At 44.9% G+C, this 25,652-nt stretch carries 27 protein-coding genes and 1 other annotated feature; of the genes, 25 read left to right on the plus strand and 2 right to left on the minus strand.

The features are described from left to right. Positions 1 to 20: 20 nt before the first annotated feature. From CP943_RS01860 to CP943_RS01885, 6 genes are all read left to right on the plus strand, one after another. Complete coding sequence (locus tag CP943_RS01860; RefSeq protein ID WP_020450006.1) at positions 21 to 944, plus strand: ABC transporter ATP-binding protein; 924 nt, start codon at positions 21 to 23, stop codon at positions 942 to 944. A gap of 14 nt (positions 945 to 958) precedes the next feature. Further along, positions 959 to 1,642: an ABC transporter permease gene (locus tag CP943_RS01865; protein ID WP_020450007.1), complete on the plus strand. Its 684-nt coding sequence runs from the start codon at positions 959 to 961 to the stop codon at positions 1,640 to 1,642. Positions 1,643 to 1,657: 15 nt separating this feature from the next. Next, complete coding sequence (locus CP943_RS01870; protein ID WP_105980675.1) at positions 1,658 to 2,356, plus strand: ABC transporter permease; 699 nt, start codon at positions 1,658 to 1,660, stop codon at positions 2,354 to 2,356. 96 nt (positions 2,357 to 2,452) lie between these two features. Further along, on the plus strand, positions 2,453 to 3,526 hold the full coding sequence (locus CP943_RS01875) for a DUF3900 domain-containing protein (protein WP_020450009.1): 1,074 nt from the start codon (positions 2,453 to 2,455) through the stop codon (positions 3,524 to 3,526). A gap of 150 nt (positions 3,527 to 3,676) precedes the next feature. After that, a complete protein-coding gene (locus tag CP943_RS01880) occupies positions 3,677 to 4,849 on the plus strand; it encodes a DUF4885 domain-containing protein (protein ID WP_105980676.1) in 1,173 nt (390 codons plus the stop codon). Positions 4,850 to 5,266: 417 nt separating this feature from the next. Next, the gene (locus tag CP943_RS01885) at positions 5,267 to 6,178 is read left to right on the plus strand and encodes a macrolide 2'-phosphotransferase (RefSeq protein ID WP_025810822.1); all 912 of its coding nucleotides are present in this window, start codon (positions 5,267 to 5,269) and stop codon (positions 6,176 to 6,178) included. Between the two features lie 34 nt (positions 6,179 to 6,212). Here the strand turns inward: CP943_RS01885 and CP943_RS01890 are convergent, their stop codons facing one another. Continuing rightward, the gene (locus tag CP943_RS01890; protein WP_020450012.1) at positions 6,213 to 6,632 is read right to left on the minus strand and encodes a MarR family winged helix-turn-helix transcriptional regulator; all 420 of its coding nucleotides are present in this window, start codon (positions 6,630 to 6,632) and stop codon (positions 6,213 to 6,215) included. Between the two features lie 277 nt (positions 6,633 to 6,909). Here CP943_RS01890 and CP943_RS01895 point away from each other — a divergent pair, with 277 nt between their 5' ends. From CP943_RS01895 to CP943_RS01975, 16 genes are all read left to right on the plus strand, one after another. Continuing rightward, positions 6,910 to 8,421, plus strand: a complete 1,512-nt coding sequence (locus CP943_RS01895; protein ID WP_234026554.1) for a class I adenylate-forming enzyme family protein — start codon at positions 6,910 to 6,912, stop codon at positions 8,419 to 8,421. Between the two features lie 107 nt (positions 8,422 to 8,528). Beyond that, on the plus strand, positions 8,529 to 9,743 hold the full coding sequence (locus tag CP943_RS01900; protein WP_105980678.1) for a serpin family protein: 1,215 nt from the start codon (positions 8,529 to 8,531) through the stop codon (positions 9,741 to 9,743). A 111-nt stretch (positions 9,744 to 9,854) separates the two neighbouring features. Continuing rightward, positions 9,855 to 10,682 carry a PPC domain-containing protein gene (locus tag CP943_RS01905; protein WP_105980679.1) on the plus strand — a complete coding sequence of 276 codons (828 nt, stop codon included), beginning with the start codon at positions 9,855 to 9,857 and terminating at the stop codon, positions 10,680 to 10,682. Positions 10,683 to 10,745: 63 nt separating this feature from the next. Next, positions 10,746 to 11,573: a DUF4885 family protein gene (locus tag CP943_RS01910; protein WP_039073150.1), complete on the plus strand. Its 828-nt coding sequence runs from the start codon at positions 10,746 to 10,748 to the stop codon at positions 11,571 to 11,573. Positions 11,574 to 11,691: 118 nt separating this feature from the next. Next, positions 11,692 to 12,444, plus strand: a complete 753-nt coding sequence (locus CP943_RS01915) for a MerR family transcriptional regulator (RefSeq protein ID WP_020450017.1) — start codon at positions 11,692 to 11,694, stop codon at positions 12,442 to 12,444. A gap of 211 nt (positions 12,445 to 12,655) precedes the next feature. Next, a complete protein-coding gene (locus tag CP943_RS01920) occupies positions 12,656 to 12,835 on the plus strand; it encodes a hypothetical protein (protein WP_023857771.1) in 180 nt (59 codons plus the stop codon). Between the two features lie 15 nt (positions 12,836 to 12,850). Continuing rightward, positions 12,851 to 13,198, plus strand: a complete 348-nt coding sequence (locus tag CP943_RS01925; protein ID WP_020450018.1) for a PadR family transcriptional regulator — start codon at positions 12,851 to 12,853, stop codon at positions 13,196 to 13,198. Continuing rightward, positions 13,191 to 13,706, plus strand: a complete 516-nt coding sequence (locus tag CP943_RS01930) for a DUF2812 domain-containing protein (protein WP_105980680.1) — start codon at positions 13,191 to 13,193, stop codon at positions 13,704 to 13,706. The genes CP943_RS01925 and CP943_RS01930 overlap by 8 nt, the downstream gene beginning before the upstream one ends. Positions 13,707 to 13,764: 58 nt before the next feature. Next, positions 13,765 to 14,023: a binding site (T-box leader), on the plus strand. A gap of 100 nt (positions 14,024 to 14,123) precedes the next feature. Next, positions 14,124 to 14,285, plus strand: a complete 162-nt coding sequence (locus CP943_RS01935; protein ID WP_023857774.1) for a tryptophan RNA-binding attenuator protein inhibitory protein — start codon at positions 14,124 to 14,126, stop codon at positions 14,283 to 14,285. 19 nt (positions 14,286 to 14,304) lie between these two features. Beyond that, a complete protein-coding gene (locus tag CP943_RS01940) occupies positions 14,305 to 15,249 on the plus strand; it encodes a DMT family transporter (RefSeq protein ID WP_043054033.1) in 945 nt (314 codons plus the stop codon). A gap of 540 nt (positions 15,250 to 15,789) precedes the next feature. Further along, positions 15,790 to 16,857 (plus strand): YecA family protein, encoded by a 1,068-nt coding sequence (locus CP943_RS01950; protein WP_023857777.1) that lies wholly within the window; start codon positions 15,790 to 15,792, stop codon positions 16,855 to 16,857. Positions 16,858 to 16,977: 120 nt separating this feature from the next. Beyond that, entirely contained in the window at positions 16,978 to 17,694 is a 717-nt protein-coding gene (locus CP943_RS01955; protein ID WP_020450024.1) for a lantibiotic protection ABC transporter ATP-binding protein, read from the plus strand. Further along, positions 17,691 to 18,449, plus strand: coding sequence for a lantibiotic immunity ABC transporter MutE/EpiE family permease subunit (locus tag CP943_RS01960; protein WP_020450025.1), 759 nt, complete (start codon positions 17,691 to 17,693; stop codon positions 18,447 to 18,449). Before CP943_RS01955 ends, CP943_RS01960 begins: the two co-directional genes overlap by 4 nt. Before the next feature lies 1 nt (position 18,450). Beyond that, on the plus strand, positions 18,451 to 19,221 hold the full coding sequence (locus tag CP943_RS01965) for a lantibiotic immunity ABC transporter MutG family permease subunit (RefSeq protein ID WP_105980681.1): 771 nt from the start codon (positions 18,451 to 18,453) through the stop codon (positions 19,219 to 19,221). Positions 19,222 to 19,241: 20 nt separating this feature from the next. Further along, positions 19,242 to 19,904 (plus strand): response regulator transcription factor, encoded by a 663-nt coding sequence (locus CP943_RS01970; protein WP_020450027.1) that lies wholly within the window; start codon positions 19,242 to 19,244, stop codon positions 19,902 to 19,904. Further along, positions 19,895 to 21,265: a sensor histidine kinase gene (locus CP943_RS01975; RefSeq protein ID WP_105980682.1), complete on the plus strand. Its 1,371-nt coding sequence runs from the start codon at positions 19,895 to 19,897 to the stop codon at positions 21,263 to 21,265. The genes CP943_RS01970 and CP943_RS01975 overlap by 10 nt, the downstream gene beginning before the upstream one ends. 56 nt (positions 21,266 to 21,321) lie before the next feature. Here CP943_RS01975 and CP943_RS01980 read toward each other — a convergent pair whose 3' ends face one another. Then, complete coding sequence (locus CP943_RS01980; protein WP_020450029.1) at positions 21,322 to 22,221, minus strand: LysR family transcriptional regulator; 900 nt, start codon at positions 22,219 to 22,221, stop codon at positions 21,322 to 21,324. 109 nt (positions 22,222 to 22,330) lie between these two features. Between CP943_RS01980 and CP943_RS01985 the strand changes: the two genes are divergently transcribed. The 3 genes from CP943_RS01985 to CP943_RS01995 all read left to right on the plus strand — a co-directional run bounded on the left by CP943_RS01985 (position 22,331) and on the right by CP943_RS01995 (position 25,643). Next, positions 22,331 to 22,747 (plus strand): tautomerase family protein, encoded by a 417-nt coding sequence (locus CP943_RS01985; protein ID WP_020450030.1) that lies wholly within the window; start codon positions 22,331 to 22,333, stop codon positions 22,745 to 22,747. Beyond that, on the plus strand, positions 22,731 to 23,471 hold the full coding sequence (locus CP943_RS01990; RefSeq protein ID WP_026580477.1) for an SDR family NAD(P)-dependent oxidoreductase: 741 nt from the start codon (positions 22,731 to 22,733) through the stop codon (positions 23,469 to 23,471). Before CP943_RS01985 ends, CP943_RS01990 begins: the two co-directional genes overlap by 17 nt. 87 nt (positions 23,472 to 23,558) lie before the next feature. After that, positions 23,559 to 25,643 carry a class I SAM-dependent methyltransferase gene (locus CP943_RS01995; protein ID WP_105980683.1) on the plus strand — a complete coding sequence of 695 codons (2,085 nt, stop codon included), beginning with the start codon at positions 23,559 to 23,561 and terminating at the stop codon, positions 25,641 to 25,643. The last annotated feature ends 9 nt before the right edge of the window (positions 25,644 to 25,652 follow it).

A 25,652-nucleotide genomic window follows, 5' to 3' on the forward strand; every position in this document is an offset into this window, starting at 1 on the left:
ACAGGAAAGGGGAAACAGAGTTGACTTACATCGTACAAACAAGCGGGCTTACCAAGACATTCAAAGGTCAAGAAGTTGTGTCAAATGTAAGCATGCATATACGAAAGGGAGAAATATACGGTTTTCTCGGCCCGAATGGAGCCGGGAAAACAACCGTCATGAAGATGCTGACGAGCCTCGTAAAACCGACAAGCGGGGAAATCAATATTCTCGGGCATAAGCTGACAAATCAATCATACGAGATTCTCGGCAAAATAGGCAGCATGATCGAATACCCGATTTTTTATGAAAATCTGACAGCCAATGAAAATTTAAATCTGCACTGTGAGTATATGGGATATCACAATAAAGCCAAGATTCAGGAAGTGCTGGACATGGTGAATTTAAAAAATATCGACAGCAAACCTGTCAAAACATTCTCGCTTGGTATGAAGCAGCGTCTTGGAATCGCGCGTGCCATTCTTACCAAACCCGACTTGCTCATCTTAGATGAACCGATTAATGGCCTTGATCCCATCGGGATTAAAGAAATCAGAAACTTATTTCAAGTATTGAGCAAAGAATATGGAATGACATTGCTCATCTCAAGCCATATCCTGAACGAAGTAGAGCAGATTGCAGATACAATCGGAGTGATTCGGGACGGCAGGCTAGTTGAAGAAGTATCGATGGAAAGCGTAAGAGGCCGGAACACAGAGTACATTGAACTCGTGACCCCGAATCAATTGCGGGCTTGCTTTGTGCTTGAACATGAGCTTCAGATTGCTAATTTTAAAATACTAAATGATAAAACGATCCGAATTTATGATGCCGAAGCTTCTCAAACAGCCATTTCTAAATCTCTGATTTTGAATGATATAGAAATTGAGTCCATGAATAAAAAGCATACTTCGCTTGAGGACTACTTCCTCAGCTTAATCAACGGCAATGCGGCCAGCGCATAAGGAGGCGGAGACACTTGCTGAATTTATTGAAAATCGAAATGAAAAAGATGAAGCTTGGCTGGTATGTACGCGGAGCCGTCTTTGCCAATTTCATCATCCTCGGTTTTCTGTGGATGGTGACCTTCACAGAAGGCAAGGATACGTTCCAAACGATTGATGAAACATTTCTTGTGATCGGCACTTTCGTCAGAGCGGTTTTTATCATTTTTGGAGCCGTGCTGATTTCAAAATTAATCATTTCAGAGTTTAAAAACAAGACAATACTTGTGATGTTTACGTACCCGATCAACCGAAAAAAACTGCTGGCTGCTAAACTGCTGATCGCAGGCGGGCTGACTTTCATTACGATATTGATATCAAATGCATGCGTTGCCGCTGCTTTTTTTCTGCTGAATTCAATCTATGGGGTCATCCCCGGCGAATTAACAGCTTCTATGGTTTCTCAGCAGGCTCTGAAAATGATCGTTTTTGCTTTTGGCGCCGCAGGAACGAGTTTAGTGCCCATCTTTTTCGGAATGCGGAAGCACTCCGCTGCGGCAACGATCATTTCGTCTGTCGTGATCAGCATGCTGATCAGTTCCACAAGCCCGGACTTTTCCATTTCTTCAATTGTTTATATTCCTTTATCTCTGGCCGCTGTCGGTCTGATTTTTTCCTTTTTGGCAGTAAGGCGGATCGAAAAAATAGATGTATTTTAACGGAGTTGAAGTTCAATGCTGAATTTAATTAAATTGGAGTTTAAAAAAACGAAACTAGGGTGGTATTACAAAGGTGCAGTGATTGCAAATCTATGTATACTCGGTTTTTTGTGCCTGATCGGGTCGGAGGAAAAAAACCTTACGCGAGGCGAAATGGCGATGGCTGACGCGGGATCCACGCTGCTGCTTCTCGGAACTTTTGTGAGGTCTGTGTTTATTGTCTTTGCAGGCGTGCTGATTGCCAAACTGATCATCGGGGAGTATAAAAACAGAACCATCACGGTCATGTTTACATATCCGGTCAGCCGAAAAAAACTGATCGCCGCAAAACTGCTGCTCACCGGCGGATTGACCTTCTTGACAATGATCGTGTCCGAACTGATTCTTGCGTTTATTTTCTCGCAGCTCAATGATATCTATCAATTCAGCCCGGAAAAACTGACGCTGCAAGCCATTGGAAATGAGATTGGCAGTATGCTCATTTACGCTGCTTCTTCGACAGGGTTGAGTTTTATTCCACTATACTTTGGGATGCGCAAACAATCCGTTCCTGCCACTATTGTGACATCCTGCATTTTGATTGCGCTGATCGGTCAGCAAAGTCCTGGATTCTCAATTGCATCTATTATTTATATTCCTGTTTCATTGGCTGTAATCGGGATTGTTATTGCGTTTTGGTCGATCCGAAAAATTGACCGGGAAGATGTATTATAATGGATCAATTATATAGTGAAGGTGCAAATTGACGGATTCCAGGCATTTACCTATACTTGAAGAACTGAAACAACAAGGAAAACGGGTGAACATGTCATGGAATTTGAAATTCGCTATATTTCTTTTTACGTCATTCAGGTCGACGGCAAGGATGAGCAGGCCAACAAGCAATATAAACATTTTCAGACGCTGGATACAGAGGAATTTGAAACCAGCGAACTGAAGGATTTCTTAGACGGGGAATTGAAAAAAATCGTGAAGCGGAAAGCCGAACGCCATCCGAAATCAGAGCAGGTGCCGACGAAAATCGGCCGCTTCATCACAGAACCGGGGCATGAGCTTGATTCTAATCCGAACTACAATCTGTTTCACAAAACAAAACTGGCGGAGACAAAGGAAGAATTCAATGAGCTGAGCGAACAGTTCGTCCGCACATACCTCGACACGAGCGCCGTCAGGGGAGGCGTTTTTTTGGTGGCGACAGCCGTACCGCGCAAATACTTCGATGATACATTTGTCTTTGTCATGAAGTGCGACTTTGAACCGAAGGTCGCTTCGATCGCCGATGAATCATCGCTGATCCGCAAGGTCGAAATGGCGATCACGACGAAAAACATGAAATCGATCCAGTATCCGCACATGCCTGAAGAGGGCATGACAGAGGAAAGCGAAGTGAAAATCCACCAGGCCTCGCACGCCCGCTACTTTGAAGACTTCTTAAAATTCGTCGAGTACGGGGAGTCGATGCCGGAAATCATGAAGTCCCAAGTGATGAACATGGTGCAGGAGCATGTGTACGAAGCATTTGAAGACAAAAGCGAAGAACTCCAGCAGTTTGAACATGATCTCGAAATCTGGGAAGCGAGCGAAAAGCGGGAGATTCAGGAACGCCTCGACACCCATCAAGTCATCGAAGCCTCCGCCCAGATCGTTGAGCATATGCCTGAGGCAGAGCTGAAAATGAAGCTGGGAGCAACCGAGATTAAAGGACTGCTGGCTGAATTCGGAGATTCGATCCACCTTGCCAAGGTAAACGGGCGCTATGTCGCGCTGATAGAAGCCGAGACGATTTCCTTTGAAAAGGGCAGTTCTCCGGTGGAATTTTATAAACCTGAGGGACTGCACGAGGTGATTGAGCGGATACGGAATAAAAGTGACAGGGAAGATTAGAAATAAGGAATGGCATCCGTTTTTTCGGATGCCTTTTGATTTTTCATCCAAATTGATGAGGGTGCTATGTAAATTACTGTTTAATAAGGTTAATATAAACATAATCAAGCCGATATAGGGATTATAGAAAGAATTGAGGAGAGGTACCCAATGCGTCTCAATCGTCAATACATCCGTACACAGCTGATGATTCAGAATATGTTGAAAAGGAATGCGGCTGATACAACTGTAAAAAATGTCTCTTCCGATATCACTGCCTTTGCGAAGAAGGCCAGCAGTCAAGCAGGAAGACCATCGAAGGAAAATTTGAGTAAGCTGAACTACTCAAAGGACAGTATTGTGAATCATGCCGAAGCTTTTAGGCGGGCATACGAAGCAGCAAATGATCAAACTGTGGAAGAAACGAAGATCAATGCCCAAAACCCCTATGAGTCAGAAAGTGATATCAGGAAAAAAATCTTAGATGAAAAATACAGCAAAATCAATGCAATGAACAAAACGAAACCTGATCCTTTAGGCTATATTAAGGATAAATACAAAAATTCCAATTCCCCTTATTTCAGAAATGACCTGTCGGCAGCAGAAAGACAAGCTGCATATGACAATGAAACTGAGTGGCTGTTCAAAGGAAAAGCGCAAAACTATAATATGCAGGATGCCGCGTTTCGAAATGTGAATTTTAATGGGGAAGTAGAGGCGGAGAATGAGAAAATATATCAGCGCAGCCAAGTCAACAAACAGCTTCAAGCGCTGCTGGATCAATATCATATTGCCATTCCTGCGGATACGGCGCTCACCTTTACAATTTCCCCGATTGATTATCAAGTAAAAGTGAGCGGAACAGATGATGAGCAGCTCATCCATCAACTTGAACATATATTGCAATCAGGAGAAAACAGCAAACAGTTATTTCTGCATATCATGAAAAGCTTGAGCAGCGATTCAGCCCAATATTCCAAAGAAGCGCAGCAAAAGTATCACACGGTTCGCGAGATATATGAGGTGACAGGCTATCACCTGAAGGACTTGGAAGTGGTTGATGGCCGATATGTAACACCTGACGGCCGTGATTTGTTAGATGTGTATAAAGAAGAGCTGGAGAAGGACTCTGTCCAAAAGAAAACGGCTCATTTCGCAATCGCTCATTATGGAGCAGAGCTGAACAGACTTGCAGAAGCCGGATATGATTCTGTTCCGGATTTTATCTTATCTATTGACTACAGCAACGGATCTTTGCGGGATACAGGGCAAAAGAAAAGCTATGGAACCGGGGATACGGCTTGGCTAAGAGAATTAAAGCGCCGAACGGGTGTTAATTATTAGTTAGGCAGGAACATATGGGTTTCCTCTATCAGGTTGATTTTCTTAATAATTGAATTTTGCGTTGCGGGTCACCCTGCCACCTGTTAAAATAAGGATAACTTTAAAGAACGGAGGGATTTCCCAAATGGCATACATCAGATTCCGATTGAACTTTGTCCTCGCTAACTAAATCGTGAACAAAGTCTCTGCCTGTGTGCAGGGTAATCGGGATCAGTCTGCCTGTTTTTAGGGGACCCTTTATGCAATAACAGAGGGAGAGGCGCGGATTCCAGCGCCTCTTTTTTTGCCTTTAAAAATAGCTTATCTGAAGCTTGCCTTCAGTTTATTTGTCATATCTTTTTCCGTTTACTTTCCAGCGCAGGCAGACGACCTGTGCTTTTTTTTATTAAAAACCTTCAGTAAAGGGGAAAATCGTATATGACAATTGTAAATGAACAAATTGAACAAATATTAAAACTTGCGGAAAAACACGGCCTTCGGCTGAAACGAAAGCATGCGGAAATCAACGAGTCCGGCATGGATTTTCAAGTCGTCTTTGCCGAAGATGAAGCAGGCAAGAGATGGGTCTTGAGAAAACCGCGGCGCGACGATGTGATTGAAAGAGCAGTGTATGAAGGGAAAGTGCTGAAGCTGCTGCAAAACCATCTTCCCGCCGCTGTGCCGGATTGGCGCATTCATACTCCCGAACTGATTGCATATCCGGAGCTTCCGGGGGTTCCTGCCGCGGTCATTGACATGGAGGTGAAGAATTACGTATGGAACATGGATCATGAGCCTCCGGCTGAAACCTTTGTCAAGTCATTGGCGAAAACGCTCGCGCTATTGCACAGCATTGATCATAAAGCCGCAGAAGAAGCGGGCATGCATGTGATGAATCCGGATGGCGTCAGGCGGTCAAAAGCAGAGCAGATGGAACAGATCAAAAGAGAGCTCGGGGTTAGCGGCGAGCTCTGGGAAAGATGGCAAAATTGGCTGTCCGACGACTCGTATTGGCCTGAACATACTGCGTTTATCCACGGCGACTTGCATCCCCCGCATATTTTAATTGACCAGCATCAGAGCATAACTGGGCTGTTGGATTGGACGGAAGCGAAAATCGCCGACCCGGCAAAAGATTTTCTATTATACGAGACGATTTTAGGAGAAGCCGAAACCGCCCGGCTCATCTCTTATTATGAAAAAGAAGGGGGCCGGGTCTGGCCGCGGATGAAAGAGCATATTACAGAATTGCAGGCCGCCTACGGCATCGAAATCGGCATGTTCGCCCTGCAGACAAAACAAGAAGAGCACTTGAAGATGGCGCTGGACGCGCTTGGGGTCAGACAATAAAAAAAGGGCTGTCGATTTCGATCGACGGCCCGTTTCACATCATAATTTTTTCAATTATAGCAAAAAAAACCTTTTTTTCTTCCTCTGACAATTTGCCGAAGAGCTTGTCGATCAAGGCCTGGCGGTTTTCCACCATTTGTGCGGCGATCCTCGTGCCTTCTTGCGACAGTTCGATCCAGACGGTGCGCCGGTCATCGTTATTTCTCGATCTGATCACAAAGCCCTCTTTCTCCAAATGGTTCAGAGCTGTTGTCGTTGCTGATGGAGACAGGGCGACCTCCTGTAAAATCTCCTTTATCGTACATGTTCCGTGTCTATAAATGATACGCAAAATAAACCCTTTGCCGCTCGTGATACTTTTCGGAATCGTTTCTTCGTCCAATTTCTTTGAAGACCGCAAATATTTCGTGAAAGCATGATCCAATAGATTCGCTTCAATCCGATGGTGATTCATGAAGGTTTCCTCATTTCCGACATCGTGTAGTAGATCAGCAATTTTATGCTGGACAAACAAACATAGGTCTATTTTATCATAAGCGAATGCTCCGCAAAAAACGATTTTATGAATTTTAACATGAGTCATTTAATTTCTTTTGTTATCAATTCATAAAGATAATAATTCTATTATGAAATAGTTTTACAATGGATATATTTTGTTTTAGAATGAATTTGTGCGTCGCATAATCTCACCAGGTTTTGTGAGAAACAATGAAAATTTGGAGATGAAAATTTTGAGTACACTTCAGCAATTAATCAATCATCATATGGAAACGTCAGATGGGTTGGAAGCATTGTCCGGAGGAGATCGAACGTTTACGTTCAAAGCGTATCATCAACGGGTGAACCAGCTGGCTCATTATCTGCTGGAGGAGGGTGTTCAAAAAGGAGACCACATCGCGGTTTTATGTAAAAATAATCATCATTTTCCCGTCATTTTGCTGGCGTCTCTTAAAATCGGGGCGACAGTCGTGCCGTTAAGCTGGCAGCTGACATCGTATGAATTAAAAGGAATCTTGAACAACTGCCGGCCGAAGGTGATGTTTTATGACTTGGAATTTGCCGATATACTAACGCCGCTCCGCGAACAGCTTCAGTTCTGCCTGATGATTGAAGCGGGTGCGGGAATGAACACGACTGAACAGTTTGAGAGCCTATTTAAAAACAGGCCGCTGGAGGTGGAGGCCGACCAGGTGAACGAGCATGATTTGGCTTTAATGCTGTTCACCTCGGGCACGACCGGAAATCCGAAAGGCTGTATGGTCAACCACGGCAGTCTGGCCGCATACTTGACAGAGGTGAACGTGAAATCGAAACAGCTGAAAGGCATGCGCTTTTTAGCGAGCCATCCGCTTTATCATATGAGCTCGCTCAACCATGTTTTTCAGGCGGCTTTTGAAGGAATTGGGCTTCATTTCTTATGGGACCCCGAACCGTTTGAAATCCTGCAGGAGATCGAGAAGAAACACATTCATATGATGATGGCGTTTCCTTCCGTCTACACTTACATGCTGGAGGAAATGAAAAGACATCCATTCGACCTGTCGTCTGTGAAAATGCTTGTCTCCGGCGGCACCAAGGTGCCGGCGCGGCTGATTAAGGAGTACAATGACATGGGAATCCTGATGGTGCAGGGGTATGGCAGCACAGAAGCATGGACGGTTAGCGTATGGCGGCCTGACATGGGCTGGGATAAAGTCAATTCAGCCGGCAAGCCGATTCCGCAAGTCAGCATAAAAATCGAAGACCCTGATACACATGAAGAGCTGCCAAGGGGCGAAGTCGGAGAAGTCGTCGTCAAAAGCCCGTATGTTTTTGAAGGGTATTACCAAAATCCTTCCGCCACGCAAAAGGTGCTGAAAGACGGCTGGTTTTATATGGGGGACTCCGGCAAACTTGATGAAGACGGATTTTTATATATTACCGGCCGGTATAAAGACGTCATTGTCTACGGAGGCGACAACATTTATCCTGACCAGGTGGAGGAGATCATCGATCAAGTGCCCGGAGTCGTCGAATCGGCCGTCATCGGCGTCCCGGATGAAATGTACGGGGAAGTTCCGAGGGCGTATGTGGTGAAAAACGAAAGCTCCGGCCTTAAGAAGGAGGACATTATCGCGTATTGCAAAGAGCGCCTGTCCGACTATAAAATTCCTGAAATCGTTTTTACCGACAGCCTTCCGAAAAACAGGCTCGGCAAAATCGTCAAAAAAGATTTGCGCGAACTGGCTGTTAAAGGACAGTGAGCGCAGTAACAGAAAGCTTATCCAGCATTGGATAAGCTTTTTTTGCTGCCGTTTTTTGTAACGTTTTCCAATGCTAAACCCACTACAACAGTAGGAGGTGTTGACAATTGAAATCGAAATGGAGTGCGATGGTGATATGGACCGGTCTTTTATTGTTGGCCGGATGCGGAGTGCACAAGGAGGCCGATCCCCCGCCCGTCAGATCCGCGCAAAAAACGGACGCCTCGTTATCTGAAGCTGAACAGCGGTTTGCGCTCGCATTGTTTCAAGACATGATAAAAGAGGAAGGAAGCCGGAAAAACATCTTCCTCTCGCCTTACAGTATTCACCAGGCACTTGTGATGACGGCAAACGGTGCCGCGGGAGACAGCAGAAAGGAACTACTCGGCACTTTAAACCTCAACCAGACGGATATGACATCGATCAACAGGATGTCACAATCTGTGAATCGTTCGCTAGAAACGCTGCCTCACGGCGAATTTTCATCGGCCAATTCGATATGGTCCAAAAGGGAGCTGAAAGAAAGCTTTCAAGACGCGATCAAAGGCCTTGGCGACGCCTATCAGCTTCATGATGATCCAAATCGGGCAGCAGAAGAAATCAACGGCTGGGTCAAAAAGAAAACGAAAGACCGCATTGATCAGATCGTTGACAAGGTCTCGTCGAATACGATTGCCTACATCATTAATGCCGTCTATTTTAGAGAAAGCTGGAAGCATCCATTTGATCCTCACATGACAGCGGAACAGCCATTTTATTCTGCGGACGGCTCCGCAAAAAAACACCCAATGATGACGCAGACTAACCGCTTTCCTTATCTGGAAAATGAACATTTTCAAGCCGTCAAGCTTCCCTTTCAAGACAAAGGTCTGTCATTAGCTGTTTTTCTGCCGAAAAAAGCGGCAAATCTTGAACAGCTTCTAGCTGGCATGACGTATGATCAATGGCGCGCCTTGCATAAGGGCTGGACGATGAAACAGGTGGAGCTCAAGCTGCCGCGCTTCTCATTTCAAACAGACTACATGTTAAATGAACCGCTTAAACGGCTTGGAATGAAAACCGTGTTTAGCAGCGCGGATTTTTCAAATATGTTTGCCGGAGAAGGCGCCGCTCAAATTGATAAAGTCAGACATAAAACATTTATCAAAGTAGATGAAGCGGGTACCGAAGCATCCGCGGCAACGGCGGTTGAGATCATCGAATCAGCTCCCGTCCCTGAAGTGACGATGACTGCAGACCACCCGTTTTATTTCGCGATTGTTGATGAAACATCCGGAATGAACCTTTTTGTGGGCAGTGTGGCAGAGCCGTCGGATGAGTAAACTTGGAAAAATTCTATTATTTTATAAAATATTCATTAAACTTCCAATTCAATTACCGATATAAGGAAGGGAGTTCCTTTATGGTGATGAATAAACGGGAGGCAAGGACAAATGAAAAAAAGTTTGTTTCTTTTCGTGTTCAGTGTGTTTTTGATGGCGATTCCAGCATTTTCGGCTTCGGCAAATGTTTACGAAGATGAGTATGAACCCAACAATTCTTTCGCTGAGGCTTACGATTTAGGATTGTGGAAATACAAGACGATTTCGGCGACGATTCACAGCGAAAGCGATAAAGATTATTACAAATTTTACGCGACAAAGGGAGAACAGCTTGCCATTCACCTAAAGAACATCCCAGCAAATACAGACTATGATCTTTACTTATTTAAAGATTCTTACGGCTATCCTGCAGTAGGATCTTCTGAAAGAACGGGAAACCAAAATGAAATCATCCGCTTGGATGTTCCGGAGACAGGCCGGTACATTGCGGTCGTCATGTCTAAAGACGGTTCATATGACGGTTGGGGATTTTACAGACTTGAATTTATCGACAGAATGAAGAGCGGTGCTTATACGGCGAATTTGTCTCCATCATCCATCTCAAGCCCGGGACAGGGAGTCGTTTCTCCGGTTGCCGCCGTCAATCTTGCCAATGTCTCGGCCATTCCCGAAGGAGCGACTGTGAAAAGCGTTTCCGCCGAGGGAACCATTTCTCCGAGCCTCGGACACACCTACAGGGAAGTTCTGAACAAGGAAGAAGGCGTTTGGCACACATCGGTTTCCGGCGGCACACTGTTTCCGGATCTAAAGCCTGAACTTGCGCTTCCGGTCAAAACGACATGGAATGTGAGATACTATTCGCTCGCTTGGAGCAGTTCAACATGGAGATCGCCGCAGCTGAAGATCAATTATCAATATGATTCAACATACGGCTGGTAAACAGATCCAAATTCCGTCCGATATAAAAAGTAATCGAATGTAATTGGCATGAAAGGAGCTCCCATGAATATTAGAGACAGGGTAAAACTTTCGCTTTATTCCGAGCAGCTGATGAAGCCTGCCGCCGCGGAGATGCCGGCTAAGACTACAGGTTCCAAGAGAATGGTCGGCAGCCAAACAGACACCCTCTCCATCAGCAAACAGGCTGAAGCGGCTCAAAAAAATGCACCGTCATTACGATCACAAATGAACGGCGTTCAATTTGAGATCTATAATCTTTATGTGGACAGGCAGCGTTTGAACAGCCAGATCGATGAGACGCTGCGCGAGAGCGGAATTTCTCTTTCCGAGAGTGAACATCTGACATTGCATGTAGACGGAAATAACCGGATTATAGTTGAAGGCATCGAAGATGAACAAAAAAGAACCCGGATCGAAGCCGTTTTAAATAACAGTGATAAACGGTTTGGCGCCCGTCTGTTGAGCCATGCGGAATTGATCGGTGAACAAAATGGAACGCCGCTGGATAAAGAAGCTTATGAAAAATGGCATGTGAATGAGTTTTTGAAAACGATTGCCGGTCTGTCTTTGGCTGATGTCAGTTTGGATGAAAAAGGAGAGCTTGAAGGCGGAAATGAGAGGCTCATCAGAGTGATTGACTCTGCCAAAGACCCGAAAAGCGACTTGGAGAAGAGCTTTCAAAACATGCTGAAGAAGCTGAAGAATGTTCTGGCGAAAGGGCCGGACACCATTGCGGACAGATCGGCTTCTTTCGGATATGCCGGCGGAACGCTCATCGATCTCAATGTATCAAAAGGATTCTCCGCGGGCCAGCTGAACGAGTGGCTGGATGATCCGTTTCTTAAAGAAGTCTTGCTGAACAATTCTTAAAAGACCTGGCGAAGCAATTTTGCCGGGTTTTTTGTTTGTATAAAAAAAATTTCAAATTTCGCATTGACCCTCACGTTGCGGGATACTTTATAGTCGATATTGAAGGGAGGTCAGATAAATGAAAATGAAAGTAAAGGAAGTGGCCGACTTAGTCGGCATCAGTGTGCGCACACTGCATCATTATGATGAAATCGGATTATTAGCTCCGTCGGAGACGACCGAAGCCGGGTATCGGCTGTATTCAGATGACGATCTGGAAAAGCTGCAGCAAATCCTGTTTTTCAGAGAGCTTGACTTCCCTTTAAAAAAGATTAAAAGCATTCTTGAGAACCCTTCATTTGACAGGAATGAGGCGCTTCAGCTCCATCGCAAAGCGCTGCTGGAGAAAAGAAGCCGGCTTGACCAAATGATTGCGACAATCGATAAAACGATCCAATTCGCGAAAGGAGAAATCAACATGACAAACGAGGAAAAATTCGCGGGATTTGATTTCAGTCAAAACCCGTATGAGGAAGAAGCGCGGGAACGCTGGGGCGATGAAGCCGTCGACAGATCGAAGGCCTATATCGAATCCATGCCCGAAGGTGAACGGAAAAAGATGGAACAGCAATATGATGCCATTTACAGAAAAATCGCCGCCCTCAGAAAAGGCGCCTCAGACTCAGAGGAAGCACAGGCGGCTATAAAGGAATGGTACGACTTTCTGAACAATAACACCGGCCACAGCTATTCGCTCGAAGCTTTCAAAGGTCTGGGACAAATGTATGTCGCTGACGAGCGCTTTACGAAAAACATTGATCAATACGGCGCCGGCTTGGCAAAGTTCATGTGCGACGCCATGACGGTGTTTGCTGACAGGAATAAGGAATAATCGCTGGAAACCGCCTGATAAGGTCGTGAAATGACCTTTTAGGCGGTTTTTTTAATTTTAATGTGAGCTATTCCTTTTGGGCAATAGCCTGTGCTCACTTATTTGATTTGCAGGGTAAATGCTGTGTTTGATTTGTGTCGAATCTTCTAATATGTTATTATATCGTCAGTCGATATATCGTAAGGCGATGTAAAATAAGGAGGCGAATGATTTGAATACACACTTTACCGGGATGTTATTTGTTTTGAGCGGAATTTTTTTATTAAATTTAGCGATTTTATCAGGAATAAACGGTGTATGGTGGGGACTAGCTCTTGGCGGCAGCATCATTTTCAATCTAATAGGTGTTGTACTGCTCATGAGATATATAAATGAAAAACGCCATACTTAAAATGAGGTGCGAAAAGTGAAGAAAAAAACGGCGGAAAGCTATTTACCGCTTACGCAGGCTACGTATTACATATTATTGTCATTAACTCAACCATTACATGGCTACGGCATTATGCAAAGGGTTGAGAGCATGAGTGAGGGTGAGGTCAAACTAGGGCCTGGCACTCTTTATGGTGCATTAAGCAAACTCGAAAAGCAGGGGCTGATTAGAAAGGAAGGCGAATCCGGCGATAATCGACGAAAGCAGTATATTTTAACGAATGAAGGATGGCAGGTGATTGAACTCGAATTTAAACGCCTATCCAAATTGGTGGCGATCAGTCAATCTATTTTTCAAAAAGAGGGAGATACAAGTCATGAGTAAAAAAAGAAAGCGTAAATTCCGTTTTTTTCTTGCTTGGCAAGACCGGAAGGAAGAGAACTGGCTGAATGAAATGGCAAAACAGGGGTGGATGTTAAAGTCCTTCTTTTTATTTATCTATATATTTGAAAAGACAAAACCAAGCAATACAGTATATCGGCTCGACTATAAGACAACATCAAACCTGGATCAGGAAGAATATATTCATATATACGAGGATGCAGGCTGGAAGCATGTGACACAGTTTTTAAATTGGCATTACTTTGCGGCTGATCCCAGTCAAGTTCAAACAAATGCGATTTATACAGACCGCGAATCTGAAGCAGAAAAATATAATGGCTTACTAAAAGTGCTGTATGCTGCATTTGCCAGTGTATTTCTCAGCTTGGGACTACCGCTTCTCGTCATAGGCATCCCTGGATATTTTTATTGGATAGCAGCATTCAATCTCCTTGTTTTGTGTCTGTTGATCGTGTGTATATTAAAGGTTCGTAAAAAAACAAGAATTTAATGCTGATTGACACCTGCTAATTTTCAGAGTAATATATTTTTTACAAATCATGTACGGTTAAACGATATTGAGGAAGAGCAAGTACGTGTCAGAGCATGGGTTTAAGAGAGTCGGTGGCTGGTGTGAACCGATGCCCTTCTGACGCCGAATGGGCTTCTGAATCGCTTCGCTGAAACGGACAGTAGGCGGAGCCGGGATAGTTCTCTCCGTTATCAAGAGAAGCGTATCGAAAGGGCTGACTGTTCCCTTTCCGTATGTTCCAAGCGAATCGTTGATGCGATTAATAAAGGTGGTACCGCGAGACCCTCGTCCTTTTGTGACGGGGGTTTTTTGTATTTTTAAGGAGGTGGTGGCCATGGAGGAAGGCTGGCCGGAGTGGCCGCATCATATTAAACGGAAACGGAGGTGTGATGGTAAATGGTGATTGCAACGGACGATTTGGAAATGACATGTCCAAATTGCAATGGAAGCGGAAGAGAAGAGCCGGAGCCTTGTCCAAAATGTTCGGGAAAAGGTGTGATTTTGACGGCCCAGGGAAGCACATTGCTCCATTTTATAAAAAAACATATCCACGAATAAAAAGGACGGGTGTTGAAAGTTGAGTCGAGAAGAGAAGAGTACAGCTGAGCAGAGCGGCCATATTCAAAGCGGCGTTCGAAAAGCGGCCGGGGTCGTTTTTATGGTCTTTGGGACGATGTGTTTTGCTTCAAAATCCATTTTTGTCAAATGGGCTTATGAACAAGGTGCACAGCCGGAAGCGGTGCTGTTGTACCGGCAATTATTTGCGGCGCCGCTGTTTTGGCTGATTTTTGTTGTGTATCGTTCAAAGCTTCCGGCTAAACCAGAAAAAGCGGAGATTTTTAAAGCTTATGCGGCCGGATTGCTTTGTTTTTTTCTGTCGCCATTGCTTGATTTTATCGGCCTTCATGATGTTTCGGCAATCGTTGAACGGATGATTGTGATGAGCTATCCCATGTTCGTATTGATCATCACTGCCTTTGTAAATAAAAAAATGATCCCGGGTCAAACGTTTGCTGCCATCTTGCTTGTGAATGCCGGGCTGTTCTTGGCTGTCGGCGGATGGGATGTGCAAGCATTTGAAGCGAACCTGTCAGGAGCTTTTTTGATCTTATTGTCCGCTGTCGCCTATGCGGTTTATCTTGTTGTGGCGGGAGGTCTTGTCCGTCAAATCGGCGGGATTCGGATGAATGCCTATGGAATGTCGGCGGCAAGTCTTGCGATGGCCGGTTATGCGCTGTTTCGCGCAACAGGAAAACAGCCGGGAATCCTGCTTTCTTATCCTCCCGCAATGTATGGTTTTTTTATGATCATTGCGGCGGTGACGACGGTCATTCCTTTTTTATTCATGCTGGAAGGCATGAAGCGGATAGGAGCGGAGCGGGGAGCCGTCATTTCTATGATCGGCCCCGTTCTTACCATCTTCGGAGGTGTTTTGTTTTTAAACGAACGTTTAACATCCATTCAGTGGCTGGGGTGCTTCCTTGTGCTCCTGACCATCAGTCTGCTGGAATACCGGAAATAGAAAAAGGGATTCATATCCCTTTTTCTGTATGCACTTAAATACATAAAGATCGTTTACTCAGTGTCGCCTGTTTTCATGACCCATGAGACGAAGTAGCGCACGAAAGCCTGCCATAGCTTCATCCGTCGGCCTGTATCATCAGTCTAAAAAGTGCTTTTCCAATGTGCATCGGAGCTTTGTCAGCGGCATCAAAAGCGGATACAAAAACGAATACCAGCAGTGCTGTTGCACCGACCTCAGGAGATCCGTCTCCAAATCAATGCGGATGAAAAGTGTAATCCGACCGCCAATACGCAATCGATCAACAATGCACCCGCTCTAACCCAAAAACCAGCGTATTGCAAAATGTATAACACCCTCTGTCATAAATGGATGATAAAAACACAGAACTAACCATTTTATAGTCTTTTTTTCTATTTGTCCTCTTTTATAAAATTTTACTTTTCAGCTAAATCATACTGATTTTCATTATCGGATTTCCCCCTCCTGAAAGTTTTGATAAAATAAATAAGTTGTAGTATAAGATACGGAGGTTTAAACGTGGGAAAAGTAAAGAGAAATATGCCTTGCCCCTGCGGCAGCGGGCTGAAATATAAAAAATGCTGCGGCAAAGCAGAGGGAGCGTTTCCGGCTGTCGCGGTGCAGGAATTGAAACAAATCCAGAAAGACGTCATGGAATTCGCTTTTACGGAACATAAAGACACAATCGATCAATTTCTTAATCAGTATTCTTTTCTGTCAGACTTGGATCAGTCTGCACAAAAGATATGTGTTTTTAATCTGGGCGTGTGGGGAGTATTTTCCCGGCCGTTGGCAGACGGAGGATTGACGATTTTCGAAGACTTTTTACAGAAAAAGGGTTCTTCGATTCTCAGATCGCAGACTAAGGAAGCCGTTCAATCGTGGAAAGACCTCTCCCCTGCGCTGCTGCGTGTGAAACATATAACAGATGGCGGCATTCGCTTTGAGGATGCTGTAACAAATGAAGAGCTCACTATAAGGATGAATGTGAAGCGGGAAGGGCCTTTTGTAGGCGAGTACGTGCTCGGCTTTCCGATCAAGATCGGAAGCCATACCGAGTTCTTCTTACAATTCACCATCTATCCTGCAAAAATGGCGGATGCTCTCAAAGACAGGTTAAACGATGCTTTAAGCCGTTTCACAGAAGAAGGCGGAACAAAAGAACAGCTGATGAGAGATGATTTTCATCATGTGTTAATGCAGCTTTGCCGTCAGGAAGAGAGTGCACCGTCTGAACAAGGGTCGGAAGACATCGAATGGGCCAATGAGATGGAGAAAGAAACAGCGCTTGTCTTTGAGAAAGGTATGCTTGACGAAGGACATTCTGAATCATTTGTCTCCTGGGCGGTCGGCCTTTGGAAATCGTATTGTGTTAAAAAAGCGCCGGTCATCAAGAAAACAGAAGCCTTTGCAGCTGCTTTGGAGTATTTTATCAATACGATCTCCAAATCGGAAAAATCGTTATCCCAGGCGAAGCTTGCAAAAAAATACGGTGTCAGCGCTTCGACCGTATCGAATCGTTTTAAAGATATTGAAGCCGTCCTGCAGGACGAACTGGATCATCATCTTGAGCTTATGCCTTCTTAAGGTAAAGGCCGCTAAACCTTTCGGGGAACCGGAAGGTTTTTTGCGTTTGATTCTGATTAAATCTTGAGAAAGGTATTTTAAGATATCGGTACCGATCAGATCAAACAAGGAGAGATTAAGATGAGTACAATTCTATTGGAAACAAGGCATCTTCAAAAAAAGTTTGGAAGGTCGCAAGCGGTCTCAGACGTCTCATTGTCAGTTAAAAAGAACAGTATTTACGGTCTGCTTGGACCGAATGGAGCAGGAAAATCAACGACTTTAAAACTTTTAACCGGAATCTTAAACCCGACTGCCGGGGACATTTTGGTTGAGGGGCGGAAATGGAAAAGGTCTGTATTAAAAGACATCGGTTCTTTAATAGAATCCCCGCCTCTGTATGATAATTTAACAGCCTACGAGAATGCCAAGGTGCATGCCACATTATTGGGTCTTCCTGATGCGAGAATAACAGAGGTGCTTAAAACTGTTGATATGCATCATGCCGGAAAGAAAAAAGCGGGGCAGTTTTCTATGGGGATGAGACAGAGGCTGGGAATCGCCATCGCTCTTTTAAATCGCCCTAAATTACTCATACTTGATGAGCCTACGAACGGTCTCGACCCGATCGGTATACAAGAGTTAAGGGAACTGATCAGGTCATTTCCAAAGCAAGGGATGACGGTCATCTTATCAAGCCACATTTTGTCGGAAGTCGAGCAGATCGCAGACCATATCGGGATTATCAGCGGAGGATACCTCGGATATCAGGGGAAAATCAATAAGGGGGACGATCTCGAGCGGCTTTTTATGGATGTTGTCAAATCAACGCGGGGGAAAGAAGGCGGAGAACAATGATCGGATATTATGCAAAAGCGGAAAACCTGAAGTTTAAAAGAACATTTTCGAGAAAGATGATCTTCATTGTGCCTTTGATTAATATTTGCTTCGCCTTTTTAATGAATCCGGGATTCTTTGTAGCAGGTACGTATAATTGGTGGTCTGTCATCTTGATGCCGGTCATGATCGCCTTGCTTTGTGCATTATCACACCAGAAAGAAATGAAAGCGTCGAATTATAACGGCATTTTTTCTTCTCCCGTACATTTACATATGATCTGGTCTGCAAAAATAAGCGTCATTGCGCTCTATTCTTTAGCGTCTCAAGCTGTTTTTTTAGGGTTCATGGTTGTGATGCAGTTTGTCATTCCTCAATTTTCGAGCATTCATTTGACAGTCATTTCCGCGAATCTGCTGCTTTGGCTTACGACACTGTGGGAGATCCCCATCTGTTTATGGATAGCGCGAAAATTTGGGTTTATATCTGCCGTTTTGTTCAATATGCTGGGCAGTATCGTGTTGGGCATCATGTCGGCATCAAGTCCTTTTTGGTGGCTGAATCCGTGGAGCTGGCCGATCAGGGTCATGTGTCCGACAATTGGCATCCATCCAAACGGTGTGCCTCTTGAAAATGGCGATCCTTTAACAAGCTGGGCAGTCGTTCCTCCGGCTGTTGTTCTATCTGTTGTTTTATTTGCTATTTTGGCGCGTCTGACCAGGCGGTCATTTTCCCCTGCCGTTGATCGCAAATCGATAAAACGGGAGGCGGTTTGATTTGTTGCTATTTTTCAGATGCCTTGCGGCTGATTTTCAAAAAACAAAGCGCACATCTTTTATTTGGCTTCACTTGACCGTTCCGGTTATCTGTGCGAGTGTTTTTCTGCTTTATTTCTATAACAGAGATCATGATCCATATCAATTATACCGCACGTATTTTGAGGCAATTGCGATTGCCCTGCCGCTTCTGATTGGAATAGTGTGCGGAATGACGGCTTCATTAGAGGAGCGGGCAGGCCGTTTTCAAGTGCTGTTGGGCGGCACGGCGCCCAAATTAACGGCTTATTTAAGCAAAGTCACACTGCTTCTGTTCATGAACTTGTGTGCGGTATTCTTGGCTATTGGACTCTATGTATTGGGGCTCAAAGTTCTATTTCATGTGCCGAACCTGACAATCGCCCTTTTTTTAGAGGCTGGGGCATGGCTGGCAGCCGGAAGTGTCACACTTTATTTCATTTATTTTCTGATCAGCTGCATATTTGGAATGGGGGCTTCGATTTTAATAGGCGGGGCAGGTCTTTTGATGACAGCACTGATGAATACGGGATTGGGCGATGTCATTTGGAAATATAATCCCTGGGCATGGGGAATCAGGCTGACAGGGTATAAGGGGATTGACCGATTTGTCCAAATTGATCCGTCTCTGCGTTCTGTTCTAGACGGGGAAATCAAGCAGGGGGCTTTCATCATGGTGTTTGCTATAATAGCTGTATTCGCTCTAAGCATCTTTTGGTTTATCCGCTGGGAAGGAAGAAAAGCTTATGAATAATGAAAAAGGGTGGTCAGCAAGTGGCGAACATTTTGGCAGTAGATGATGAGAAAGATATTCTTGTACTCATACAAAATATTTTGCGCCGCGATCAGCATCAAGTTCATACATTGAGTCAAGTTAACGCCGAATCTCTCGACGTGTTTTCAGGGTATGATTTAATTTTGCTTGATGTGATGATGCCGGGGATGGACGGATTTGAATTATGCGAGAAAATCCGGCCGCTGGTAGATTGTCCGATCCTGTTTCTCACCGCTAAGACGGAGGAAGAGGCCATCGTTAAGGGCCTCCTGACTGGGGGAGACGACTATATTTCAAAACCCTTCGGCGTTCTTGAGCTCAGTGCGAGAGTAAATGCACACTTGAGAAGGGAAAAAAGAGAGAAACACGAAACTAAACGTGTGATTTCCGGTTTTTTATTTCACTTTGACAGCAAAGAAGTATTTATTCATGATCAAAAGCTGAATTTAACAAAAAATGAATTTAAAATATGTGAGCTGTTGGCTCAGCATAAAGGACGAACTTTTACACGAGAAGAAATTTATGATTATGTATACGGGCTGGAAGGCAATGCATTATACTCCACGATAACCGAATTTATCCGCACGATCCGAAAAAAATGCAAAGAACACGAAAGAGATCCGATCAAAACGGTATGGGGCGTAGGGTACAGATGGGAATAATCCGTAAAAAAAAGACGCTGCGCAGAGAACTGATCAAATATATGCTCACTTTGAGTTTCAGCCTGATCGCGATCACGGCTGTATATGTTTTGATCAATATGATCGGAATGAATGCAGGGCTGTTTTATCCTGCCAATTACAATGAAATCGAAGCTGAAAAGCTTAAGCCCAAGCTTCAATCGGCTGAACGGATAACGGAAGACATGATACCTGATACGATGCTGTATGCCATATTGGATAAAAAGTCGAAACAAAAGACAGCGGGAAACATGAAAGAAACGAATCTTTCCATTGTACGGAAAAAAATTGAGAGCAGGCCGTATGTCACCTTAAGTCAAAAAGGCTATATGATCATCGAACGCAAAGACGAGTATTGTGTGTTGGAGTATCCTTTGCGCGCTGAGTTTCGGTCTCCCCTGCTGAGACGGTTTCTCCCGAACTATGAGCTGACAAGCTTATGCATCATCATTCTGCTTCTAATTACGGTCGTTTTTGCGGTAACAACCCGATTTGCAAACAGGTTAAAAGATCATTTTCAAACATTAAACACCATCGCTGAGCAAATTAAAAAACAAAATTTAAATTTCACTCCGGAGTTTTCGAATATTAAGGAATTTGATCATGTGATCAGTTCCCTGATAGACATGAGGAATGCCCTTCAAGCCTCCCTCCGCGCGCAGTGGCACTTAGAGAAAACGAAAAAAGAACAGATCGGCGCATTGGCTCATGACATTAAAATTCCAATGACCATTATTAAAGGTAATGCGGAATTGCTGAGCTTATCACCGCAAAATCAAGAGCAGTCGGAATATATCAGATACATACTTGATGCGGGGCAAAAAATCGATCAGTACATTGACCAATTAATCCATTTGTCAAAAACGGAGGAAGCATTAAATATCGATTATAGAGAAAGTGCTGTGAAACCGTTAGTCGAAAGTGTTCTCAATGACACTGAAGCATACATAGGGAACAAATCGGTTGACATTGTGCTGAAGGAACAGAACCTTGGAGATAAAAAAGCACTGTTGGACAAACAGCTGCTTCATCGAGCGTTGATGAACATCATGACGAACGCTGCAGATCACACACCAGAAGGCGGGAGAATCGATTTTGAAGCTGTGTGTACGGATGATCAATTGATTTTCACAATCACTGACAGCGGAAAAGGATTTTCTCAAGAAGGCCTGCAGAAAGCTGCCGAGCTTTTCTATATGGAAGATAAAAGCCGGACATCGAATGGGCATTACGGTATGGGACTTACCTTTGCGCTTCGTGTTGTCAAGCTTCATCAAGGCGATTTATCGATTAAAAACGGTGAAGCGGGGGGCGGACAGGTGCAAGTAACCATTCCCCTCTGAGACCAGATCATCATCATTCAATGTCCCATTATGTCATCATCCCAAACCTTCCGACATCAGCCGGAAGGTTTTTTCGGTTCTCCCAGTTCCTGTTTCAAATATTGGTAAAGCTTTGCGTCCGCTTGTTTCAGCGGGAAAGACGCGGTTTTGCAAAGGATGCCGAAGGTTACGCTGATCGGGTCATCGCCGATAAACCGGACAATCGTTCCGGGAGGAGGAGGGGAGACGATGCTTTTCGGAATCAGGGCAACGCCGAGTCCAGCGGCAACATAATTTTTCAAAGCGGTCATGCTTCCAATCTCCATCGTGTTCATTTGGCTTCCCGGCAGCTCTTGAAACGCGATTTCGACTTTCTTCCGGTAGGTGCAATTGTTGGCTGTGATCAGTAGACGGTGCTCCCTAAGATCTTTCAGATGGATGTGTTCATTGTTTCCGGCGGGGTGTCCTTCAGGAAGCAGCACTACGAGCTCTTCAGCATATAGCGGTTCAAAATAAAGATCAGTTCCCATTGCCGGAGTCGAACAGACGGCAAGGTCCAGGCTGCCTTGAACCAGCCTTTCCCCCAATGTCGATGAGTTGGCGATATCTACGGAAACCCGGATCTTCGGATAATCCGCTAAAAATCTCCCCAACATCCGCGGCAAATCACAGCTCGCGATTGGTTCGACCGCTCCTAGACGGATATTTCCCGCTTCGCCAAGCAATAAGTCGGCCATATGATGTTGAAGGTGATCCATATTCTTGACAATATGGCTGCTTTCTTCAAAAAAAAGCCTGCCGGCTTCAGTCAGTCGGAATGTTTTCCCCCGCTCGAGCAATCGGATGCCGAGGTCTTCTTCGAGTTTTTTGATTTGCATTGTGACTGTGGACTGCGCATAATTCAGTTCTTCAGCCGCGCGGTTAAAGCTTCCGCAAGCCACGATTTTATGAAACGTCTTTAACGTTTTGAAATCCATCCCATCACCTCAAGTTCAATAAAATTGAATGAATCCTTCAAATGATTCAATTATACAAAATGATATAACCGTTATACACTATTAAACAATACAAAGGAGGAATAAATATATGCCATTTGTCAGGATGGATCTTTTAAAAGGAAGATCAAACGAAGAGCTTCGACGGATTAGCAGAACGGTTCACAAGGCGATGACGGAGACGATCGATGTTCCGGAAGATGATTATTTTCAGGTCATCACCCAGCACGATGAGGAAGAATTCTTTTTCGATCCCGGCTATATGAATATCGAACGGACGAAGGATTTGATCTATATTCACATCACAATGAAAGAGAGACCGGTCGAAAAAAAGCTGGCGCTGTATCAACGCATTGCAGAATGTTTACAAAAAAACGCCGGCATCCGCCAAGAGGACGTCATGATCATTGCGGCCGAAAACGTGAAAGAGAACTGGTCGTTTGGGAATGGAACAGCACAGCTTGCATCAGTTGAAAAGGGAGTGATGAAAAATGGAAATGAAAAATAAAACAGCCCTTGTCACAGGAGGCGGCACTGGGATCGGCAGAGCGGTATCGCTTGCTTTGGCAAACCGCGGCGCAGCGGTTATTGTCAACTATTCGCGTTCCGAAGCGGAGGCGCAAGAGACGGTTGGGATGATTGAAAATCAAGGCGGCCGCGCGCTCGCGATTAAAGCCGATGTTTCTAAGGTCAATGAAGTTCAAGGCATGTTTGATCGGGCGGCCCGTGAGTTCGGCACCGTCGATCTGCTCGTCAACAATGCAAGCATCACCAGGCATATCGAGCTTGATGACTTGGATGGAGCTTCTGAAGAAGTCTGGGATGAACTGTATGCGGTAAATGTCAAAGGGATGTTTTATTGCGCGAGAGCGGCGGCATCTTTAATGAAGCAAAATAAGCAAGGCGCCATCGTAAATGTCGGCAGCATCGCAGGACTGACGGGCTCAGGTTCTTCGCTCCCCTATGCCGTATCAAAAGCGGCGGTCCACGGACTGACGAAATCATTGGCGCATGCGCTCGCTCCGGATATCAGGGTCAGCTGTGTGGCACCTGGCGCTGTATCGACGAGATGGTGGGAGGGGAATGAAGAGAAAATGAAGCGGCTCAGCCAAAAGCTACCGCTTGAACGGATCGCAAAGCCGGAAGATATCGCCTTGCTCATTTGCGCGCTGCTCGAACAAGAAACGGTTACTGGTCAAATCTTAACGGCGGACTGCGGCCAAACATTATAGCGGTTATAAGTCTATTGTCCTATTTCTATATGAAACCATTTACCTTATGATTAGTCATATCGAAATAGAAAAAAGAGGGAAGAACGTATGAGGCGTTTACAATCGTTAGAAGCCATTGAAAAAGTGAAAAGCGGGGATTATCATGTTTTGCGTGATGCCGAATGGCTCAAGTATCTTGTTTTAACTGAAGAACAAAATGTCAATCTGGAGCGGATATCTTCGCTGGAGAACATGCCTCAGAATCCCGTGTTTCTTTATGTGGAACAGACGCTCTCCATCTTGGAGAAAGCGAACATTCCTGAGCGGGAAAAAGAAATCATTGAAGAGGTTCTTATATGGAGTGAAACGGCTAAGTGCGGCCAGCCTCATAAAAGAAAGGAATGGCGTGAGAAAGGCTTTCAGCTTGCGATCCATAATATCGGGTCGGCGCAGATTTATGCTGATCGAAGACAGGCGTATATGCCGGAGCGGCAGGATATTGAGGAACTCATCTATATTTTGATTTTGACGCATGGACTCGTCGGGCAGTATATCCGCGGGGAATCAAGGTATCGCCAATTCACTCCTCTTATCGATTGGATTGAAGCATCCGAACTTCAGCACATCGACATCAGGCGGGTTCTGTACGTTTTGAACAAATGTATCATTGAAGGGGTTTCGCCGGCGCTTTGGGAATCGATTGAACAAGACGTGAACCGGATAATCGGCCAAATCTGCACAGGAGAAAGAAACAAAGATTGGCCGTTTGCGGAAAGGATCAGAAAACTGCGGGGACAGGCGCTCGATTCCGGCGAAGACAGCAGCCGGTACGAGCGGTTTTTGAGGGAACATGCCGCGGAAGATGCGCTGAGACGCTTCTTTCAGCGGGTCGATTTATGGTATGTGGAATCCGCCTTGTCATCGTTCAGTTTTGAAGAGTTTGTCAAAATCTTTTTGCTAGTGCTTCGTTCTGTCAATCCTTTATCAGTCAAGCATATCAGCTTTGAGCCGCTGATGAAGGACATGTACCGTGATTACCAGGGTGTGCGTCATACGAATGTTTATAAAAAACGGATTATCGAAGCGTGCTTAAAAGAGATGTCGATCAGCGATTTGCTTTTCGGCGGGGTGCCTGTAAATGAACACGTTTCGCTTGCTGTTCAGCCGTTTGATCAGGCTTCCGAGATTGTCGGCGTCACGTTTTCGTTTTCGCAGGCCGGACTGAAGCTGATTGAATTTTGCCAGGAAGCGGAGAAATCGCCTTTATATGAACGGGCGATCGTGCTGCTATATGATTTTTTTGAGTTTCGCAAGGATTCGTTTGACCGGCTGCAAAATGAAGCGGCTTATCTGTCTGACATGAACGGTGCGGAAGATTATAAAAAGAAGATTGCCGATTATGCAGTTGGAGAAAGAATGCTCGACATCGGAGCCGGAGGCGGCGTGATGCTTGATTTGCTGACGGACCAGCATCCTGAAGCAGAGGTCATCGGCATCGATCTTTCCGTTAATGTCATTGAGGAGCTCCAAAAAAGAAAAGTGCGCGAACATAAGCCGTGGCATGTGAAACAGGCTGATGCGTTGGATCTTCCTGAGTACTTCGAACAGGAAAGCGTCGACACGATTGTATTTTCATCGATATTGCACGAATTGTTTTCATACATTCCGTATGAAGGAAAACGATTTAATCATCTCGTCATTGCCCAAGCGTTAAAAAGTTCCTTTGATATTCTGAAGCGGGGAGGCAGAATCATCATCAGGGACGGAATCATGACCGAAAACAAAGAGGAAACGCGGCGGATTCGCTTTAAAGACCCGGATGGAATGGATTTCTTGAAACGGTATGTCCATGATTTTAAAGGGAGAAAGGTGCAAATTCTTGAGGCTGAGAAGGATGCGGCCGTACTGTTTGTGAATGACGCGATGGAATTCCTCTATACATATACTTGGGGAGAAGAAGCCTATCCGCATGAAGTGAAGGAGCAGTTCGGCTATTTTACGCCGACTGAATTCCGGCGCTGTATTGAGAAAGAGTTGGGGGAACGCGCGAACATTCTTGTGTTCGAACACTATGTACAGGAAGGGTATGAAGAACACCTTAACCCTAAAATCGAGCTGACAGACCGGCTCGGCCGACGCGTGCCGCTGCCGGACAGCACTTGTTTTATTGTAATTGAAAAAAAGCACCACTAGGGTGCTTTT

The organism is Bacillus paralicheniformis (genome assembly GCF_002993925.1).
Taxonomy (GTDB): Bacteria; Bacillota; Bacilli; order Bacillales; family Bacillaceae; genus Bacillus; species Bacillus paralicheniformis.